The organism is uncultured Tenacibaculum sp., assembly GCF_947498805.1.
GTDB lineage: Bacteria > Bacteroidota > Bacteroidia > Flavobacteriales > Flavobacteriaceae > Polaribacter.
In genome coordinates, this window is record NZ_CANMLT010000006.1 from 197,083 (window position 1) to 216,127 (window position 19,045).

General features: G+C 30.8%; 19 protein-coding genes. 6 read left to right on the plus strand and 13 right to left on the minus strand.

From position 1 onward, the window contains the following. Nucleotides 1–76: 76 nt before the first annotated feature. Together obgE and Q0873_RS13740 are read left to right on the plus strand one after the other, a co-directional pair. Nucleotides 77–1,066, plus strand: coding sequence for a GTPase ObgE (obgE, locus tag Q0873_RS13735; protein WP_299108271.1), 990 nt, complete (start codon nt 77–79; stop codon nt 1,064–1,066). 110 nt (nt 1,067–1,176) lie between these two features. Further along, nucleotides 1,177–1,596: an RDD family protein gene (locus Q0873_RS13740; protein ID WP_299108273.1), complete on the plus strand. Its 420-nt coding sequence runs from the start codon at nt 1,177–1,179 to the stop codon at nt 1,594–1,596. A 363-nt stretch (nt 1,597–1,959) separates the two neighbouring features. On the opposite strand, the gene Q0873_RS13745 is transcribed toward Q0873_RS13740, so the two are convergent. The 12 genes from Q0873_RS13745 to surE all read right to left on the minus strand — a co-directional run bounded on the left by Q0873_RS13745 (nt 1,960) and on the right by surE (nt 13,048). Beyond that, nucleotides 1,960–3,258: an HlyD family efflux transporter periplasmic adaptor subunit gene (locus tag Q0873_RS13745; RefSeq protein ID WP_299108275.1), complete on the minus strand. Its 1,299-nt coding sequence runs from the start codon at nt 3,256–3,258 to the stop codon at nt 1,960–1,962. A gap of 1 nt (nt 3,259) precedes the next feature. Then, nucleotides 3,260–5,449 carry a peptidase domain-containing ABC transporter gene (locus Q0873_RS13750; RefSeq protein ID WP_299108494.1) on the minus strand — a complete coding sequence of 730 codons (2,190 nt, stop codon included), beginning with the start codon at nt 5,447–5,449 and terminating at the stop codon, nt 3,260–3,262. Between the two features lie 86 nt (nt 5,450–5,535). Next, the gene (locus tag Q0873_RS13755; RefSeq protein ID WP_299108277.1) at nt 5,536–6,534 is read right to left on the minus strand and encodes a hypothetical protein; all 999 of its coding nucleotides are present in this window, start codon (nt 6,532–6,534) and stop codon (nt 5,536–5,538) included. Nucleotides 6,535–6,704: 170 nt separating this feature from the next. Beyond that, a complete protein-coding gene (gwsG, locus tag Q0873_RS13760) occupies nt 6,705–7,745 on the minus strand; it encodes a grasp-with-spasm system ATP-grasp peptide maturase (RefSeq protein ID WP_299108279.1) in 1,041 nt (346 codons plus the stop codon). Between the two features lie 105 nt (nt 7,746–7,850). Further along, nucleotides 7,851–8,018: a hypothetical protein gene (locus Q0873_RS13765; protein ID WP_299108281.1), complete on the minus strand. Its 168-nt coding sequence runs from the start codon at nt 8,016–8,018 to the stop codon at nt 7,851–7,853. A 146-nt stretch (nt 8,019–8,164) separates the two neighbouring features. Further along, nucleotides 8,165–8,407, minus strand: coding sequence for an HTH domain-containing protein (locus Q0873_RS18255; protein ID WP_363322556.1), 243 nt, complete (start codon nt 8,405–8,407; stop codon nt 8,165–8,167). Between the two features lie 993 nt (nt 8,408–9,400). Beyond that, complete coding sequence (locus tag Q0873_RS13770) at nt 9,401–9,877, minus strand: C40 family peptidase (RefSeq protein ID WP_299108283.1); 477 nt, start codon at nt 9,875–9,877, stop codon at nt 9,401–9,403. Between the two features lies 1 nt (nt 9,878). Continuing rightward, complete coding sequence (locus Q0873_RS13775; RefSeq protein ID WP_299108285.1) at nt 9,879–10,382, minus strand: C40 family peptidase; 504 nt, start codon at nt 10,380–10,382, stop codon at nt 9,879–9,881. 14 nt (nt 10,383–10,396) lie between these two features. After that, a complete protein-coding gene (locus Q0873_RS13780) occupies nt 10,397–10,858 on the minus strand; it encodes a hypothetical protein (RefSeq protein WP_299108287.1) in 462 nt (153 codons plus the stop codon). 6 nt (nt 10,859–10,864) lie between these two features. Continuing rightward, the gene (gene lpxB / locus Q0873_RS13785) at nt 10,865–11,986 is read right to left on the minus strand and encodes a lipid-A-disaccharide synthase (RefSeq protein ID WP_299108289.1); all 1,122 of its coding nucleotides are present in this window, start codon (nt 11,984–11,986) and stop codon (nt 10,865–10,867) included. Between the two features lie 13 nt (nt 11,987–11,999). Then, nucleotides 12,000–12,290, minus strand: coding sequence for a hypothetical protein (locus tag Q0873_RS13790; RefSeq protein ID WP_299108291.1), 291 nt, complete (start codon nt 12,288–12,290; stop codon nt 12,000–12,002). Then, nucleotides 12,278–13,048: a 5'/3'-nucleotidase SurE gene (gene surE, locus Q0873_RS13795; RefSeq protein ID WP_299108293.1), complete on the minus strand. Its 771-nt coding sequence runs from the start codon at nt 13,046–13,048 to the stop codon at nt 12,278–12,280. Before surE ends, Q0873_RS13790 begins: the two co-directional genes overlap by 13 nt. A 115-nt stretch (nt 13,049–13,163) precedes the next feature. On the opposite strand from surE, the gene Q0873_RS13800 reads away from it, so the two are divergent. The 3 genes from Q0873_RS13800 (at nt 13,164) to Q0873_RS13810 (ending at nt 16,633) form a co-directional block, all read left to right on the plus strand. Continuing rightward, nucleotides 13,164–13,685 carry a hypothetical protein gene (locus Q0873_RS13800; protein ID WP_299108296.1) on the plus strand — a complete coding sequence of 174 codons (522 nt, stop codon included), beginning with the start codon at nt 13,164–13,166 and terminating at the stop codon, nt 13,683–13,685. Between the two features lie 71 nt (nt 13,686–13,756). After that, nucleotides 13,757–15,874 (plus strand): carboxy terminal-processing peptidase, encoded by a 2,118-nt coding sequence (locus Q0873_RS13805; protein ID WP_299108298.1) that lies wholly within the window; start codon nt 13,757–13,759, stop codon nt 15,872–15,874. Nucleotides 15,875–16,459: 585 nt separating this feature from the next. Beyond that, a complete protein-coding gene (locus Q0873_RS13810) occupies nt 16,460–16,633 on the plus strand; it encodes a hypothetical protein (protein WP_299108300.1) in 174 nt (57 codons plus the stop codon). On the opposite strand, the gene Q0873_RS13815 is transcribed toward Q0873_RS13810, so the two are convergent. Continuing rightward, the gene (locus tag Q0873_RS13815; protein WP_299108302.1) at nt 16,634–17,428 is read right to left on the minus strand and encodes a DUF2797 domain-containing protein; all 795 of its coding nucleotides are present in this window, start codon (nt 17,426–17,428) and stop codon (nt 16,634–16,636) included. A 68-nt stretch (nt 17,429–17,496) separates the two neighbouring features. Between Q0873_RS13815 and Q0873_RS13820 the strand changes: the two genes are divergently transcribed. Then, a complete protein-coding gene (locus Q0873_RS13820; RefSeq protein ID WP_299108304.1) occupies nt 17,497–19,008 on the plus strand; it encodes a GH3 auxin-responsive promoter family protein in 1,512 nt (503 codons plus the stop codon). Nucleotides 19,009–19,045: the final 37 nt, after the last annotated feature.

Here is a 19,045-nt window from a genome sequence, read left to right on the forward strand (position 1 = left end):
CTATAAATTCCTGCTAAAATGCGGGAGTTTTTTACGATAACAATTAAGCTCACATTGTGAGATAAATTAAAAGAAAATGACTGAAGGAAATTTTGTCGATTATATTAAAATCCATGCGGCTTCTGGTAAAGGAGGTAGAGGTTCTGCTCACTTACACCGTGAAAAATTTGTAGCAAAAGGAGGTCCTGATGGTGGAGATGGAGGTCGTGGAGGACATGTAGTAATACGTGGAGATAAAAGTATGTGGACACTTTTCCATTTAAAATTTAAACGTCATTTTAAAGCAGAACATGGTGGTGATGGTGGATCTAGTAGAAGTACTGGTAGTGATGGTGCAGATATTGTAATTCCAGTACCACTAGGAACTATTTTTAGAGATGCTGATACCGATGAAATTCTTTTTGAAGTAACAGAACATGACGAAGATATTATTTTATTAGAAGGAGGTAAAGGAGGTAAAGGAAACTGGCACTTCAAATCTCCTACCAATCAAACACCTCGTTATGCGCAACCTGGAATTGAAGGTCAAGAAGGGTGGTATCGTATTGAGTTAAAAATCCTAGCAGATGTTGGTTTAGTTGGATTTCCTAATGCTGGGAAATCTACTTTATTATCGGTTTTAACCGCTGCAAAACCTAAAATTGCTGATTATGCTTTTACAACCCTAAAACCTAATTTAGGAATTGTTGAATACCGTAATCATCAAAGTTTTGTAATGGCTGATATCCCTGGAATTATTGAGGGAGCTTCTGAAGGAAAAGGATTAGGACATTACTTTTTACGTCATATTGAACGTAATTCGTTATTGTTATTCTTAGTTCCAGCAGACAGTGATAATATTAAAAAGGAATATGAAATCTTATTAAACGAACTTCGTAAACACAATCCTGAATTGCTAGACAAAGATCGTTTATTGGCCATTTCTAAATCAGATATGTTAGATGATGAATTAAAAGAAGAAATTAAACAAGATTTACCTGAAGGTGTCCAAGCCTTATTTATCTCTTCTGTAGCCCAACAAGGACTTATGGAATTAAAGGATAAATTATGGACGATGTTGAATTAATTTCATCTCTTCAAAATATTTAAAAAAGCAATCTCATTTGAGGTTGCTTTTTTAGTTTTAAAACTAATTTAATTGCCGTATTTTTATCCCAAAAGAGCATTTGTTAAATTATGAAAGAGAAAAATTACCCAGGTGTATTCTTACGCGCAAAAGCTGCAATTATTGATTCGATAATTATTATCCTTTTACTTCTTTTAGTAACCGATATATTTTCAAATTTTGAAAATGTTCCTGATACTGCTAAAATTATTGCCTTCGTACTAATTTTTGGATTATACGACCCTATAATGGTTTCCATTTTTGGGTCAACAGTCGGACATCGATTTAACAACTTAAAAGTTCAAAAACTGACAAATGGTAAAAAAATAAACTTTTTACAAGCTATTATTCGTTTTATCGTAAAAGCTTTACTTGGTTGGTTATCCTTTATAACCGTTTCTTCAAATGAAAACAAACAAGCCATTCATGATGGCATCGTTCAATCTGTAGTTGTTTTTGATGACATTGACTCTTATGATTACAACCTTTAAAACTAACTTCTATCTTTTGACACATGTATTTTCCAAAAACACCCTAGTTTTTACAGGTCTCTTTAATCAGTAAAACCTTCTTTGTTAACTACTAGGATATTCTTTGACCGCTTCTACTTTCTAAGTGCTTTTTCTACATTCCATGACTATATGGAACATACTCCATTTAGATGTTCTTCTTCTTTCTTAAAGCATCAACTCAACTCTAATTTATAAAGCCTTTCTTTATATAAAGAAGGTTTTTGACTTTTTACATTGGTAAATTGTAAATGCTTTATGTAAAATTTGGCTATTGAATTAATTCCATATTTAAAATGGCTTTTAATTATGTCTTATCAAAGAATTAGTTGCAACAGTTTTAAACTACCTACTCAAAACTTTTCTAAATTGATTAAAAAAGCGTTCTATCAAACGTAAATCTTCAGTAATTATTTCAGCTGTTCCACGCATTTCATGCTTAAACTCAATCTCTTTATCATAAGACGTGACTAATTTTTCAGGAAGTAATACATCTATAGTATAAAATCCTTCTTTATCGGAAACTACGGAAATATTATTAACTATTCCTTTTAGAACTCCAAATTCATAATCTGGGTAATTTTCTAATTTTACGTTTACTCGTTGCCCTATTGCTATTTTTCCCGAATTTAAAGATGGTGTTTTTAGTTTAGCAATATAAGCTGAATGTTTAGAAGGAATAACAGTAAAAACAAGATCTCCTTGTGTTACGGTTTGATTTTCATTCCAATAATTTAAAAAAGAAACAGTTCCACTTATTTTAGAGATAAATGCATATTTTAATTCCCAATCTTTAATAGTTTTCTTTAGTAAATTAAAAGATTGAATCGTATTTTTTAGTAAAGTCATTTCTTCACGAATACGTATAATTTCATTCCCTTTAGAAGTTTTCGTACTATTGGCAATTGCTTCACGCAATTGAGAAATTGAAGAATTCATGTTCTGGTAATTGCGTTCTGCTTGTAAAAACCCTAATTGTTGAGCTTCGTAATCTTTTGCGGAAATTACACCTTTTTCAAATAATGATTTACTCCTTTCTAAGCCTTTATTTTTAAATCCTAATTCGGTTTTGTTTATTTGCTTTTGAGATTTTAGATTTTGTAACCTTCTTTTTAATTCAGATGCAATTATATTATTAGCAATAGCTTCATTTGAATAAGGCTGTAACTGTTTATTTAAAATGTATTGTATATAATTATTCTCAAAATTAGCGTAAGCATTTTCAATATCTCCAAGAAATAAAAGAGGTATTCTTTCAAAAGGAAAAGAAAAACTGTCCTTTTTTAAGATAATAGTATCTATTACAGATTTTAGATACAAAACATCTTCATAATTAGCTGTATTTTCGACAAAGGCAATAGGGGTACCTTCACTAATTTCTTGAGTGTCTTTTACCAAAATCGTATCTATCTTTCCTGTAACTTTAGCAAACGCTTTTTGAGGAGGGATTTTAGTAGTTATAAGTGCTTCTGAAGTAATAATATCCGGATACTTTATGAGCCAAGATAAAAGTAATAGCATTAGAACTAATACTAAAAATAAAGAGTTTCCCCAACGTATCATCCAATGGGGTACTTTCGTAAGTATTTCTTGTACTTCTTCGCTCCTCAGCTCTATATTATCTAAATGATTATTTTGTGGCATTTTATTTTCCTAATTCTAATTGATTTTTCACCAAGTGATAGTAGTTTCCTTTTTTCTGAATTAAAGTATTGTGATTTCCAACTTCGACAATTTTCCCCTTATCCAAGACAACAATTTGATGTGCATTTTTTACAGTACTTAATCTATGTGCAATAACAACCACCGTTTTGTTTTCAAAAAAAGTATTGAGTTTTTTCATAATCACTTTTTCATTATTGGCATCTAATGCACTTGTAGCTTCATCAAAAAACAAAAAGCTTGGGTTTTTATAAACTGCTCTTGCAATCAATAGACGTTGTTTTTGTCCAGTACTAAGACCAACACCTTCCATACCAATTTTTGTGTTATAAGAAAGCGGTAAAGACTCTATAAATTCTTTTATATTTGCTACATCAACAGCATGCCCAAGTTTCTTTTTATCCACATAATCTTCGCCAACCGCAATATTATTAGCAATGGTATCATTAAAAATATAGCCTTCTTGCATCACAACTCCAGATTGATGTCTCCATGTTTTTTGTGATACATTTTGCAAATCGTGACTACCTATTTTTATTTGCCCACTATTAGGATCATAGAACTTTAAGAGCAATTTCATCAAGGTAGTTTTACCACTTCCACTCACTCCAACTATTGCTGTTACTTTTTTTGCAGAAATGGTTAAATCTAAATCCTGTAATACCATTTGGCTAGATCCATTATATCGAAATGACACTTTAGATAATTCTAAATCCACATTCAAAGGAATATCTGTGATTTTCTCACTATTCTGCTGTTCTTCATCTTCTTTATTGTGAATCTCAGATAAACGATCTAATGAGATTTTAGCATCTTGAACTTCTCTAATAAAGTCAATGAGTTGTGCTATAGGTGAGTTTAATTGCCCAACGATATAACTAATAGATAACATCATACCTAAAGTAATATCTCCGTCAATAACCAATTTCGCAGATAGTACAGTAATTAAAATATTCTTGAGCTCATTAATAAACCCAGAACCTACACTCTGGTATTGCTCTAATGCCAAAGTTTCAATAGAGACCTTAAACAAACGTGCCTGCACAAACTCCCAAGACCAACGCTTTCTTTTTTCTGCATTGTGCAATTTTATTTCTTGCATACCATTAATAAGCTCAATCACTTTACTTTGCTCTTGACTCACTTCAGAAAAAAGCTTATGATCTAAATCTCTTCGTTTTTTAAGGAAAATAACAACCCATAAAAAATATAAAAAGCTACCTGTTAAGAATATCCCAAACAACAATAAGTTGTAATACGCTAGTACAAAACTAAACACCAATAAATTCATCATCGAAAACAACACGTTTAATGATGACGTAGTTAGCATCTGTTCTATACGTTTATGATCATTAATTCGTTGTAGTATATCTCCAGTCATGCGAGTATCAAAAAAAGCAATAGGTAAATTCATCAGTTTTATAAAAAAATCTGAAACCAAGGATATATTAATCCTTGTGCTAAGGTGCAATAATATCCAACTTCTTATAATCTCAATGGCTGTTCTACCAATGAATAGTGCTAATTGGGCAAATAGAACTAAATATATAAAATGTATATCTTGGTTTTTAACACCAATATCGACAATACTTTCGGTTAAAAATGGAAAGATAAGTTGTAGTAAACTCGCCGTAATTAACCCAATAACTAATTGCCATAAGAACCGCTTGTATTTAAATAGGTATTTAGATAAAAAATTAAAACCGAATCCTTGATTATCTTTTTCAATATCTGAATTGTAGAATTTTGGAGTTGGCTCTAATAATAACGCTATACCTTCCTCTGTTTCCTCAGTTGCATTATTACCGATCCAGTGCTTTAAGAGTTCTTCTTTCTTGTATTTAAGTAATCCATGGGCTGGGTCAGAAATACAAAAAGTATCCTTTCTAATTTTATAGAGAACTACATAATGTTTACTATTCCAATGAAGGATGCAAGGTAAAGGAGCTTGTAATAAGTCTCGCATGTTAATTTTTACTCCTAAACTTCTTAAACCTATGTTTTCTGAAGCATTGCTTAAACCTAATAAACTACTTCCTTCTCTTGTAGTTTCACTTAATTTACGAAGGTATTGTATAGAAATTGTTTTTCCATAATGCTTAGCAATTATTTTAAGACAGGTCGAGCCGCAATCTTTCAGATCGGGTTGTTTGTAATGAGGAAATGATTTAATCATTCTTTTTTATCAAATCGTTGATTATGAAGTATTTAAATATCTTTTTCTTTAAACTTATTATTGAATTATAGATTAGTAAAAAATCAATTTACATTTTCTTTTGCAGGTTCTATTTTGTGGCAAGAATTTACTTTATACCATTTATTATTAGAATAATTAAGATCTGAATTAGAAAAACAGCAATAGCGGAATTTACATGATTTGCAATTTTCAACTAAATCATTGCTAATTCTCCATTTCTTCTGAAATTCGGGACTTCTAAGAACTTGACTAATTGAAACAGTAGTATTCGATAAATTTCCAAAATGTTCTTCATGATTTATATAATTTCTAATAAAACCAAATTCATCAATACAAATTTTACGATTAAGAGCAATGTTATATTTCTTTGATTCCATAAAGCTCTTCAAAGTAAAAGTTAAATTTGAACGAACAAATTTTTCAGTCCAATTTAACTCTTCATCTTTTATTCTATTTATCTGTACGTAATTTTTATTTTCTTCAGTTTTAAATTGCTCAGAACCTAAATAAGTTACAGAGGTAACCCTAACATTTTGGTCGAAAAAATCCATAGAAAATACGTTCTCAAAAGAACTTGGAACAACAACATCAATACATTTGAAAAAAGAATCAGTTGTTGCATTAAAAATTTTTAAAATTTCTTCAGACGTTATATCACTATCTGCCTTGATGGAAAGCATCAACATTTGACATCCTAATTCATTAAGCTCCTTTACTACTTTGATATAATCATATTGAGAAGAAGCGCCTATTTCTAAGATAGCTGAATAGCACTCGTTCTCAAAATATACATCTTCGCTAATTTTAGGAAAACTTGTGGGACTATCAGTTAAAAAACAAATTTCCTCAGTAAGAAAGTAATCAATTATCTTAATTATATCGTTTCCGAACTTTGAGATAATGAAATCGATACTTTTTCCATCTATTTCTTTTAATACATTGTATGTTATTTTCGTAATTGAAATAAGCTTACGCCTCGTTAAATCATATATTACATAGCCTTTATCTCCTTCAACTAAATAACAATCTGTAAAAACTCTCAAAAATTTACTTTTATCCATAATTCAAAATTATTGTTGTATTTAATTTGTAGTTTTCTCTAACACGATATTGATTAGTATTTATCAATGAGTTTCGACCTAAAAAACGTTTATTAACATTCTCATTTGAATATTCAAATGAATCAACTAAAATATTGTTAAGGGATAATTCTTCAAGTGAAATATCCGAATTAAGAAGTTTTTTCTTCATTTTTGGTTAAATATTTATATATATGATACTCTATATTGTAATTACAAGGTCGGCTAACCATTCCAAATTGACCTACTGAGTTGATTTCTAAAAAATAGTATTTTCCATTTTTACTTTTGATAATATCAATTGAACCTGTATTAAATCCAATAATTTTCATCAATTTTTTTATTTTAAGAGTCAATTCTTCTGGTAAACTAAAGGGAATATTTCTATTTGGCTTTTCTCGATCGTATCTTCTAAAATCTACAGCGGTTTTTTCGTTATTCTGTGAAAATATAGCCATGCTGTAAAAATTTTCTCCCATAACAAAAGTTCTGATTTCAAAATCTTTATCTACCTTTTCTTGTATCAAACTTGGAGAGAAATAATTTGGTAGTTTATCTAATATAGAATCATTCAATTCATTTGTGTAAGACGAATGTAATTCTCTTAACTCATCGTCCATAGAGGCTATTGGCTCAAAAATCGATTTGGTTATTAGGGAATTACTAACCTCTTTTTGAAATTCTAATATTTGACTCTTTTTAGAAACTATTTTGGTTCTCGGAATGCAAATACCCAATTTGTTTGCTAGAAATAGAATCTCTAACTTGTTTACTCTAGTTTTTAGTCTATTTCCTAATATGACTTTGCCTTGTATAGTAGAGTTGAAAATGTAGTCATAAAGTTCTTTTAATTCCGATTTTTGATTTGATCTTATTGCTTGAAGAAGAACCGTAGACAAACCTGAATTAGTCAGATCTACTACCATGTTTTCAAGACTGGCACTTGGTCTTCTAAACCAAATTGAAGCATATTCTTCCGTAAAGTTCTCATCGTTAACTTTTGTGTTACCAGGAATATTTATGTCAACGCTATCGAAATTAAAATAATCTGAATATAGATCATTTTTACGATTTATTAATTTATAAGAATCTAGATTTAATCTTTTAAAATGTACACCATATCTATAAAACCAGTTACAAACTTCATCAGAAGACCCATCTCTATCCTGAGTTATAATTAAATGTTTTTCCATTGATTTATTTTAAAATAAAATTACCTCTACTTGCAAATAATGATTTACCAATAGAGGTAATTAGTTGTAATTTAAACTCTTACTCAACAGATGTTGAGAAAGGTCTTAATCATCATGGATATCACCATGCGACTCCTGTTTAATGATCCAACCTAAGAATCTTACATAAGTATGGCACATTTCAAGACATTGACGTGGACGTCCCATATCACCACCTTTGATTGTTTCTAAAGTCTCAATTTCTTTAATTTTAAAATCTTCTAATTTTAACATTTTAAATAATTTATAAGTTAACTCTTCTTTTAAAGGGTGAAGAATATCCCCTCCTATGTAACCTGCAGTTTATCATAATGAAGGCAATATAAAACGAGGTAATGCAAGTATTTTGCATTTGGAATTAAATATGAGAAACTTTCTTTTTATTTCTCTTCACTCTCGACAAATCCAAGCACGAAATCACATTTGTAGGAGTAATAATATGTTCTCGTAATTTGGCAATATTCGATGGGTGCTCCCATATTTCTCATTAATTCGAGAATATTATATACACTTCGTCTAGAAACGGATAAACGACGAGATAAATCATCTGCTGTACCCGTTGATTTTAGTTGAATCAATCTATCTACTCTTTCTATAACTTGTATTTTTTGAAGGAATTCCAATTTTTTTGTTTTTTTATTATTTCTTTTTTCGTTTGCAGTTATAGGATTTACATTTATCCATTAAAACAATATCTTCATAAAAAAATATTCCTTTAGATAAAACACCATATTCTATAATTTTCTTTATCAGTAAAAGCTCTTTTCTATTTTTTATTAACATGTTCTAACTCCAACAACATTACAGTTCTCGTTTTTGAGTTACTTTGTCTAATATTGGGATACAACATTTTTCAATATTATTAAATTACCCACTCTTAATTCCTGCATTGCTTCTTAGAGTATTTGGTGATTTTCATGAAATTTGGTTATAATTTGCAATTTTTATAGCAAAAAGCTCAATAATACATACCGATTATGCATAAATATTTTCTATCTCTTTATTAAAGAGATAGAGATATTTTTGAAATAAAAAAGACGAATATGCTTAATTAAAACCTTTTGATTTATTCAATATTAAACATATTACCTACTCTTTTAAATCTATTGATTTATATTTTGCTTAATAAAATATTCATAGATTTACATGTAGCAATTTTACATGTAGCAATTTTACATATGAGCAAATCTAAAAAAAAAATCTAAAAGCCGAAAAGGTTTATATTTTTTATATGGATCCGACATATAGATTCAACAATAATTAATTTGGAAAATGATTTGCCAAAGTATACAGTTTTTTTTTACAGAGGTTGAAAATAAAAGAATTAATAGAACCTATATTAACAAAATGCTACCGAATTGACTCAGAATGATTTCAACAGAGAATCTGAATACATAAATATAATTCAAACACATGGTTGAGCTAAAATTCGAACATCATATATAGAAGTGACTTTTCAAATGTAAATTAATTATAAAATAAGCACTTATCCTGATGGAGTAACTTTGAATGGTACACAAAAACTAACAAATGGTAAAATCCATGAGTTATTTTAAAAAGTTCCCTAATACAATCTTAATGATAAAAAATTATAAGTAGTTTTTTTAGTTTTAACCCTATAACACCCTTTTAGCTTTTACAAAAGCTTCTTTCCAGTAAGGTTCATTGATAGAAGTTGTAATAACTCCTTTTGAGGTTGTAGAATGGATAAATTTTACCTCTCCATTTTCTACGGAAGTAACTAATCCCACATGATTAATATTTCCTTTTAAACGAGCAATATCAAAAAACAGTAAATCTCCCTTTTTAACTTTAGATAAGGGGATTTCTACTCCTTCCCTACTCATTAATGCAGAAGAGCGTGGTAAGGACTTGTCAAAAGCTCTAAAAACGGTTGTTACCAAACCCGAACAGTCCATTCCTCTTTTGGTAGTACCTCCTGCTCTATAAGACACTCCTTCATAAGATTTTGCCAATGTAATCAATGCAACTACTTCAGAGTTTTCTTCACTCGTAGTTTCTCCACCCTGATTCCAATAACGAAATACGATAAACCCAACAATGAATATAAAGAGAAGTAGTCTTTTATTCATATTACAATATGCGTTTTGCTTTTATAAAAGCTTTACGCCAATATTTTTGCCATAGAGAAGTTACAATAACACCTCTAGAACTTGTAGAGTGTATAAAATGAATATCTCCATTCTTAACAGAAGTTACCAAACCTACATGATTCACCTTTCCTCTTTTTCTTGCCGTTTTAAAAAACAACAAATCTCCTCGTTTTACTTTCTTTAAAGGAATATCGTATCCTTTCGTATACATTTCACGAGAAGTTCTAGGTAAATCAACATTTCGTTGTTTAAATGAAGTGTGAATTAAGCCTGAGCAATCCATACCTCGCTTACTCATACCTCCAAACTTGTACGGTACTCCTTTATAAGATACAGCAGTCCAAACAATTTTATCTGCAACAGTTACTTCCTTATTGGTAATGTTTTTCCCTTTAGGCGATTGAGATGAGGCTATTTTCTTTGATGATCCACAAGAAATCATTAATAATGCACCTAAAAATAGTAAGAGTAGTTTTTTAATCATATACAATATTTCAATTATTCCTTTTGTATTTGCTCATTATTTTCCCTCAATGGACCCACATCATCCCAAACAAACTTGTATCCTGAATCTAAAATCTCAACTTCAAAATCTCTTTCAAAGTAATAGATATTCTCTGTCATAGTTCCTATTGCAAATGCAGATAAACCAATAATAAAACAAATCAACATTAGTAAAATATTCAACAATCTATGAAGTTTAATTTTATAAATAAACTTATTTACAACATAAACGAGTGCTAATATACAGGTAAAATAGAACAAAAGATTGATTAAAAACTCTTTCCAAAAAATTTGAAAAGACATAGAAGTATGCCAACCTTTACTTATCCAAACTAATGGAAAACCATACATCATGGTTCTAGGAGCATCGACGGGTAAAACATACCACCATTTTGTAAAAACGAAAAAAAATAGAACCGTTAGGGGAATTACTAATTTTAAAATTAACGATTTCATGCTTTTTTAATTTGCTCGATTAGCCACCCCTTTAACAATTAATTTTGCTGTTTTTTCAGAAGCTCCTTTCCCTCCTAACTTCTGTTCTAATTTAAAGTAGGCTAAAAACAAATCTTCTCTATGTTCTTCTTCTAAAATATTTGTCAATTCAATTTTTAAATTCTCTTTTGTAAAATCATTCTGAATCAACTCGGTAACTACAGGTTCATCCATAATCAAATTCACCAACGAAATATATTCCAACGTAATAATTCTTTTAGCTATTTGATATGAAATATTACTTCCCTTATAACAAACTACCTGAGGCACCTTAAACAATGCTGTTTCTAAAGTTGCAGTTCCAGAACCCACCAACGCAGCATGTGAAATGCTTAATAAATCATAGGTCTTATTGCTAATCAGTTTTACATTTTTGTTTTTGATAAACTCATTGTAAAATGCTTCAGACTGACTTGGCGCGCCTCCCACTACAAATTGATACTCTGGAAAATCATCTACTAAAGACAGCATCACTGAAAGCATTTTTGTAATCTCTTGCTTTCTACTACCTGGTAATAACGCGATAATATCTTTATCTCCAAGATTGTGTTCTTTTCTAAAAGCCTCTTCATCTATTTGCTCTCTATCGGCAATCCCATCAATTAACGGATGTCCGACAAAGTGTACATCGTATCCATATTTTTGATAAAATTCTTTTTCAAACGGAAGAATTACAAACATTTCATCTACATCTCGCTTGATACTTTTTACCCTTCCTGCTCTACTTGCCCAGACCTGTGGAGAAATATAATAATTCGTTCGTATACCATTTTCTTTTGCCCATTTAGCAATGCGAAGATTGAAACCTGAATTATCAATAAGAATTAGTACATCAGGATTATATTCGGCAATATCTTTTTTGCAAAAAGAAATCATGCCCAAGATTTTTCTAAGATTCATTAAAACCTCCACAAATCCCATAAAAGCACGCTCTTTATAGTGTTTCACTAAGATGCCTCCAACCGACTCCATCAAATCTCCTCCCCAAAAACGTATATCTGCATTCGGGTCTTCTTTATACAAAGCTTTCATTAAGTTTGATCCGTGTAAATCTCCCGATGCTTCTCCTGCTAAAATGTAATACTTCATTTACCTATCCTAACTAAATAAACTTAATAACCAAGGTTAACAAGGCTATAAAAATAGTTCCTAACAATACTCCTCTTGCTCTATAATCTTGATTCTTTTTTAAGAAAATAAAGAATACAAATAAATTCGGAATTGCAGACAAAGCGATCACAGTTCCTAATACGCCTCCTTCTTTTATTTTTCGAATAGTTTCCGAAAGGCTATTTGTATCTGAAATGTATTCTAGATAAATAAACATTCCGCACAATGTAGCAAAAAGCGATACTACAAAACCTATTGCTATTTCTTTTCTTATAATTCCCATGAATTTAATTTTTGAATTGCATGATGTGCTGTCATATCAAACTGAACTGGAACCACTGAAATGTAACCATTCTCTAAGGCCCAAATATCAGTATCTTGTCCTTTGTCTCTATTTACAAACTCACCAGATAACCAATAATACTCTTTCCCAAACGGACTTTTTCTCTTGTCGAAATCTTCCTTCCAATATCCATTTGCTTGTCTACAAACGCGTACTCCTTTAATCTCGTTTTCTTTTAACTTCGGAATATTTACATTTAATACAACACCTTCTGGTAATCCATTTAACAACACATTCAATGTGATTTTTTCAATAAACTTTTTAGCCGCTCTAAAGTCGGCATGCCAATCAAAATCTAATAATGAAAAACCAATCGCTGGAATCCCTTCAATTCCTGCTTCCACTGCGGCACTCATCGTACCTGAATAGATGACATTAATAGAAGAATTAGCCCCATGATTAATTCCTGAAACACATAAATCTGGAACACGGTTCAAAATTTTATTTTTAGCCATCTTAACACAATCGGCAGGAGTACCTGAACAGCTGTATTCTAATTGTGGACCTTCATCTATCGTAATAGGATTACAGTGCAGCACATTGTTTACCGTAATTGCATGTCCCATTCCACTCTGCGGACTATCAGGAGCAACCACAACAACATCTCCTATTTTATTCATTATTTCAATTAACATTCGAATTCCTGGAGCGGTAATTCCATCGTCATTTGTAACCAATATTAATGGTCTTTCTTGCATAGTATCTTAGTTTTCTAACAAATGTAACATAAAAAACGCACATTTTTTTTAACATTTCATAAAGATAGATTCAAGCTTTTTATACGTAATCTTGTATGTATCAAACTTTAAGGTTATGGCACGCATAATAATATACGTTAGCATTTTTATCATTTCAACTTTTTTCTCGATTGTAAATGCACAAAGTAGTTCTAAAGTCCCTTGTTCTGATATAGAATATTCTCAATTTGATTTTTGGGTAGGTGACTGGAATGTATACAATACGAATGGAAAACTTATTGGCACCAATAAAATCGTTCGCGTTCCTAATGCTTGTGCAATACAAGAAAACTGGGCTTCTAAAGCTTCCAAAAGCCAAGGAACCAGTTATAATTATTACAACAAAACAGATAAATCTTGGAATCAAGTTTGGATTGACAATTCAGGGTTTTCTTTAGAGCTAAAAGGAGCCTATAGCAATAACCAAATGAGTTTAAAAAGTAAGCTTGTAAGCTCTCCAAAAGGAAAATATTACAATCTAATAACCTGGACAAAAAACAACGATGGATCCGTAACGCAAGTTTGGGATTATTTAGACGAAAACAATAAAAAACTAAAAGAAGTTTTTAGAGGCATTTATAAAAAAGACGAAAACTAAAAAAATTGGCATTATTTTAGTAGATTAGCTAAGGTATAATGCTACAACTTTAAAACACGACTAGAAGGTATATGAAGACGAAATTTTTGATCACGTTACTAGCTATTGGATTGTTATCTAATAGCACTTTTGCAAATACTACTAACGCAAAAGACCCTGAAAAAGATAGAGTACTAATTTATGTTTTAAAAAATATCCTAGGGAGATTTCACTACGTTAAGAAAGACCTAAATGATGATTTTTCTGAACACGTGTATAACAGCTTTATTGATGGTTTAGATCCTAGTAAACGTTATTTTACTCAAGAAGACTTAAAAGAATTTTCTCAATACAAGTACTTAATAGATGATCAATTACGTCAGTCAAATATTGATTTTTACAAGTTAGTATACGGACGTTTTTTAGAAAAAATGAAAGGTGCTAAAAATACCTATAGAACACTTCTTGCCAATCCTTTCGATTATAAAAAGAAAGAATTTATCGATGTAGACTACGACAAAGTACCATATGCAAAAAACAAAGAAGCTTTAAAAGAGCATTGGCGTAAACAATTAAAACTATCGGTATTAAGTAGAATTGAAGATGCAGAAAACCAACAAGCCGAAAAACTTAAGAAAGATAAAGATTTCGCTAAAAAATCTTTTAGTGAAATGGAAAAAGAAGCTAGAGCGGAGGTTTTAAAAAACATGGATGATTTATACTTACGAATTGAGGAGTTAGAGAATTCTGACTGGTATTCGACATTCTTAAATAGTGTTGTAAGTGGTTTCGATCCGCATACCTCTTATATGTCTCCAAGAATCAAATCTCGTTTTGATCAAGATATGTCTGGTAAATTAGAAGGAATTGGTGCTCGTTTACAAAAGAAAGGAATTTATACGCATATTGTTGAGTTAATTTCTGGAGGTCCTGCTTGGAAACAAGGAGAATTAGAAGCAGGTGATATTATTTTAAAGGTAGCACAAGGAGATGGAGAGCCTTTAGATATTGTTGGTATGCGTTTAGATGATGCCATTACTTTTATCAAAGGTAAAAAAGGTACAGAAGTACGTTTAACAGTAAAGAAAAAAATAGACGGTTCTATTAAAGTAATTCCAATTATTAGAGATATTGTTGAATTAGAAGAAACCTTTGTTAAATCTAGTACCGTTGAAAAAGATGGTAAAAAGTATGGTATTATAAACTTACCTAAATTCTATATCGATTTTAACGATACTGATAGAAGAGATGCAGCAAAAGATATGGAAAAGGAAATTGCTCGTCTAAAGAAAGAAGGTGTTGAAGGTTTAATCGTTGACTTAAGAGATAACGGAGGTGGATCTTTAAAAACAGCCATCGAAATTGGAGGGTTATTTATTGACAAAGGACCTATTGTACAAGTAAAATATAGAGGTGAAGATCCTTTAGTTAAAAATGATACTGATCCAAAAATTCAATGGAATGGCCCATTAGTTGTAATGGTAAATGAATTATCAGCTTCAGCTTCAGAAATTTTTGCAGCAGCAATGCAAGATTACAAGCGTGGAGTAATTATTGGAGGAAAACAAACCTATGGTAAAGGTACCGTTCAAAACATCGTACCAATCAATCGTTTTTATGCTGACTATCCAGATGATTTAGGAGTCATAAAAATGACCATTCAAAAGTTTTATAGAATTAATGGTGGATCTACGCAAATAGAAGGTGTTTATTCTGATATCTCTTTACCTAGTAGATATAGTTATATGGATTTTGGTGAGCGCGACTTAGACGGTGCTTTAGCATGGGATAAAGTTCCTCAGGCAAAATATAATACTACCAATTCATATAGTAACTTTGGAGATGTTGTATACAACAGTAAGCAGCGTGTTATGAACAATATTAAGTTTCAAAAAATTAACGAATACGCTAAGTGGTTAAGAAAAAAACAAGATGAAAACACTTACGCTTTAAGCTACGACATGTTTAAAAAGGAAAGTAAAAAACGTGTGGATGAAGGTAAGAAGTTTAAAGATGTTTTCAAGTTTGAATCAAATCTAACTTTTGAATCACCTAAGTACGAATTAGACCTATTTAAAAAAGATACTGTACTCGAAGAAAAGCGAGTTGCATGGCATAAAAACTTAAAGAAAGACATTTATATGAATGAAGCTTTAAATGTGCTCAGCGAACTAAAAATGAGCACTAACCATATAGCTGTCAAGCATTAACAAAAAAGCGGATTCAAAATGAATCCGCTTTTTTGTTGGTTTTAAATTATGTTTCCTATTAAAAAAAAACTATATTTACCTAGAACTATATACAATTCGTGGGATTATAGCTTACTCAAAAAATTACACAACGAGATGCTAATAATCCGAAAGATTAACAATTTACTTTACAGTAAACAATACTATAACAATTATTTTAACCGCTGTACTTACAAGTACAAAAGGGTAGAAACCTATTTATCTATATACAGTCGTCTTTTTGAATGTCGATCAATTGTTAGTACTCCAGAAACAATAACCTACACTTCTAATATTACTTTTGGAAGTACCCTCAATAGTGCTCAAAAAATAATTGTAAGTCCATATCGATTGGTCAAAAATTCTCATCTATGCGATATTATTTTTTACACCACCAAAATAGGGAAGCACAAAATTATTATCGAACTTCATTTTTTTAAAAAGAAGCTTGTTTTTTTTAAACAAACCTTCCCCTCATCTATAGATTTAAATACAATCACAACAAATTTCAAAAGCAAATATTCGTTAGGCGGAAAAGACACCATTAATTTAAACAACAGTTTAATAATGGATAATAACAAGTCTTTTATAAAGATTGAGAATGAAGTAGCACTCTGTATTTATTATTTCAATTTAAATTCAGAATTCTACCCTTATTTATTGGAAAAACAAAAATTAACTCAGGAAGAAAAACTTCAGAAAAAAATGATTTTAGAAGATAAGTTATTACAGCAAATTTAGTTACCTAACATGAATACTTAATACCAATCCTTCATTAGCACGAACATTAAAAACAGTTTCATCTTCAAAGATTAAATACTGTCCTTTTACCCCAACTAATTTTCCAGTATAAGAGCCTTCCTTCACCATATTTAAACTTTTAGGTTTTGCAGGGTACTTTTCTACCGGAAAGGAAATTTCTGTTTCAGAATTGTTCTCTATATAGTATTCCTTAACTTCATCTGGTATAAACTCCTGTAAACGCTCTCTCCACTCTACTAGATTTACATCTTCAATTTCATTCTTAAGCATCTTGCGCCAATTCGTTTTATCCGCCACATGGTCTTTTAAAGCAACTTCTGTAATCCCTGCTAAATACCTATTTGGCACCTCAACAATTTCTATAGCTTCATGTGCTCCTTGATCTATCCAACGAGTAGGTACTTGACTTTTACGTGTTACTCCAACTTTTACATTACTCGAATTTGCTAAATACACTATATGCGGTTGCAATTGTGCTTTCTTTTCGTATTCTAAGTCACGATCTTCAATTCCTAAATGAGCTTTACTTAATTCGGGTCTCATTATCCAATCTCCTGCTGTTGGTGTTTCAAAAAAACAGCTTTTACAAAACCCTTGTCGGTATATTTGCTTTTCCTTATGACAGTTCAAACACTCATAAGTAACAAAGTTCATTTCCAATTGCCTACCAATTAACTGATTCATATTTAAAAAATCAGTTTTCATATCTAAATAATAGTGTACCGAATCTAAATTTTCGGTGGTCATTTTTTTTAAGACTCCTTGGTATTGCATTCTCTAAATTTTATTACTTTTAGCTTTTAACAAACTTACAGTAAAAAATCTGAATTTAGCGTTAAACTATGCCATTTCCATTTATAAATTCTATTATTTCTTGGTTTTTAAAAAAGAGAAAACATCAAGTAGAGTTATTTTTAAAGTATCCTGTTGACGTTCAAGAGGAGTTGCTTTTTAAATTAATTCATACTGCTAAGAATACTGAATTTGGAAAACAATTTGATTTTGCTGCAATTAAAAACTATGCTGATTTTTCTTCTAACATACCTATTCAAAAATATGAAACTGTTGAGCCGTTAATAGAACGTTGTAGGAAAGGAGAACAAAATCTTTTTTGGCCTACAAAGATTAAATGGTTTGCAAAAAGTAGTGGTACTACCAATGCTAAAAGTAAGTTTATCCCTGTAAGTGATGAGGCTATTGAATATTGTCATTTCAAAGCAGGAAAGGACATGTTATGCATGTACATTAACAACAATGAAGAAGCACAACTTTTTACTGGTAAAAGTCTTCGGTTAGGTGGTAGTTCTGCCATTTATGAAGACAACGATTCCTATTTCGGAGATTTGTCGGCTATTATTATTGAAAACATGCCCTTTTGGGCTGATTTTAGCTCAGCCCCTAAACAAGAAGTCGCCTTAATGGGAGAATGGGAAACCAAAATGGAAGCCATTATTGACGAAACTATTCATGAAAACATTACCAGTTTAGCTGGAGTTCCTTCATGGATGTTGGTATTATTAAATCGTGTGTTAGAAAAAACAGGAAAGGATAATATTTTAGAAGTTTGGCCTAATTTAGAAGTATATTTTCACGGAGGGGTTAACTTTAATCCGTACAGAGAACAATACAAAAAACTCATTCCTAAAAAAGAATTTAAATACTACGAAACCTATAATGCTTCAGAAGGGTTCTTTGCCATTCAAGACCAAAATAATTCTGACGAGTTATTGTTAATGTTAGACTACGGAATTTTCTACGAATTCATTCCAATGAGCTCTTATGATGGAGAAAACTCAGTAGCTATTCCCCTTTCAAAAGTTCAAAAGGATATTAATTATGCTGTAGTCATTACCACAAATGCTGGTTTATGGCGCTATTTAATTGGTGATACTATTAAATTTACCTCAACCAACCCATATCGTATAAAAATTACAGGAAGAACCAAACACCATATTAATGTTTTTGGAGAAGAATTAATTATTGAAAATGCGGAAGAGGCTTTACAAGCGGCTTGTGAAAAAACAAACAGTGAAATTAAAGACTATACAGTAGGACCAATCTTTATGAATGGAGATAGCACTGGTGGAGGTCATGAATGGATAGTTGAATTTAAAAAAGCTCCTGAGAATTTAGATTTTTTTATAGAATTATTAGACAACGCCTTAAAAAACTGTAATTCAGATTACGAGGCGAAAAGATATAACAATATGACCCTATCTATGCCTAAAGTACATATGGCCAAAGAGGGGTTATTTTATGAATGGTTAAAAACCAAAGGCAAATTAGGAGGACAACATAAAATACCTCGATTATCAAATACACGTTGGTTTTTAGAGGAGCTTTTAAATTTGTAAAATGAATGATTTTAATCAAAATAACGCCTCTCTCCTA

Bases quoted from the DNA above. Each gene is read 5' to 3' on its own strand.
- obgE (WP_299108271.1), top strand. From the start codon at position 77: ATGACTGAAGGAAATTTTGTCGATTATATTAAAATCCATGCGGCTTCT.
- Q0873_RS13740 (WP_299108273.1), top strand. From the start codon at position 1,177: ATGAAAGAGAAAAATTACCCAGGTGTATTCTTACGCGCAAAAGCTGCA.
- Q0873_RS13745 (WP_299108275.1), bottom strand. From the start codon at position 3,258: ATGCCACAAAATAATCATTTAGATAATATAGAGCTGAGGAGCGAAGAA.
- Q0873_RS13755 (WP_299108277.1), bottom strand. From the start codon at position 6,534: ATGGATAAAAGTAAATTTTTGAGAGTTTTTACAGATTGTTATTTAGTT.
- gwsG (WP_299108279.1), bottom strand. From the start codon at position 7,745: ATGGAAAAACATTTAATTATAACTCAGGATAGAGATGGGTCTTCTGAT.
- Q0873_RS13765 (WP_299108281.1), bottom strand. From the start codon at position 8,018: ATGTTAAAATTAGAAGATTTTAAAATTAAAGAAATTGAGACTTTAGAA.
- Q0873_RS13770 (WP_299108283.1), bottom strand. From the start codon at position 9,877: ATGAATAAAAGACTACTTCTCTTTATATTCATTGTTGGGTTTATCGTA.
- Q0873_RS13775 (WP_299108285.1), bottom strand. From the start codon at position 10,382: ATGATTAAAAAACTACTCTTACTATTTTTAGGTGCATTATTAATGATT.
- Q0873_RS13780 (WP_299108287.1), bottom strand. From the start codon at position 10,858: ATGAAATCGTTAATTTTAAAATTAGTAATTCCCCTAACGGTTCTATTT.
- lpxB (WP_299108289.1), bottom strand. From the start codon at position 11,986: ATGAAGTATTACATTTTAGCAGGAGAAGCATCGGGAGATTTACACGGA.
- Q0873_RS13790 (WP_299108291.1), bottom strand. From the start codon at position 12,290: ATGGGAATTATAAGAAAAGAAATAGCAATAGGTTTTGTAGTATCGCTT.
- surE (WP_299108293.1), bottom strand. From the start codon at position 13,048: ATGCAAGAAAGACCATTAATATTGGTTACAAATGACGATGGAATTACC.
- Q0873_RS13800 (WP_299108296.1), top strand. From the start codon at position 13,164: ATGGCACGCATAATAATATACGTTAGCATTTTTATCATTTCAACTTTT.
- Q0873_RS13805 (WP_299108298.1), top strand. From the start codon at position 13,757: ATGAAGACGAAATTTTTGATCACGTTACTAGCTATTGGATTGTTATCT.
- Q0873_RS13810 (WP_299108300.1), top strand. From the start codon at position 16,460: ATGGATAATAACAAGTCTTTTATAAAGATTGAGAATGAAGTAGCACTC.
- Q0873_RS13815 (WP_299108302.1), bottom strand. From the start codon at position 17,428: ATGCAATACCAAGGAGTCTTAAAAAAAATGACCACCGAAAATTTAGAT.
- Q0873_RS13820 (WP_299108304.1), top strand. From the start codon at position 17,497: ATGCCATTTCCATTTATAAATTCTATTATTTCTTGGTTTTTAAAAAAG.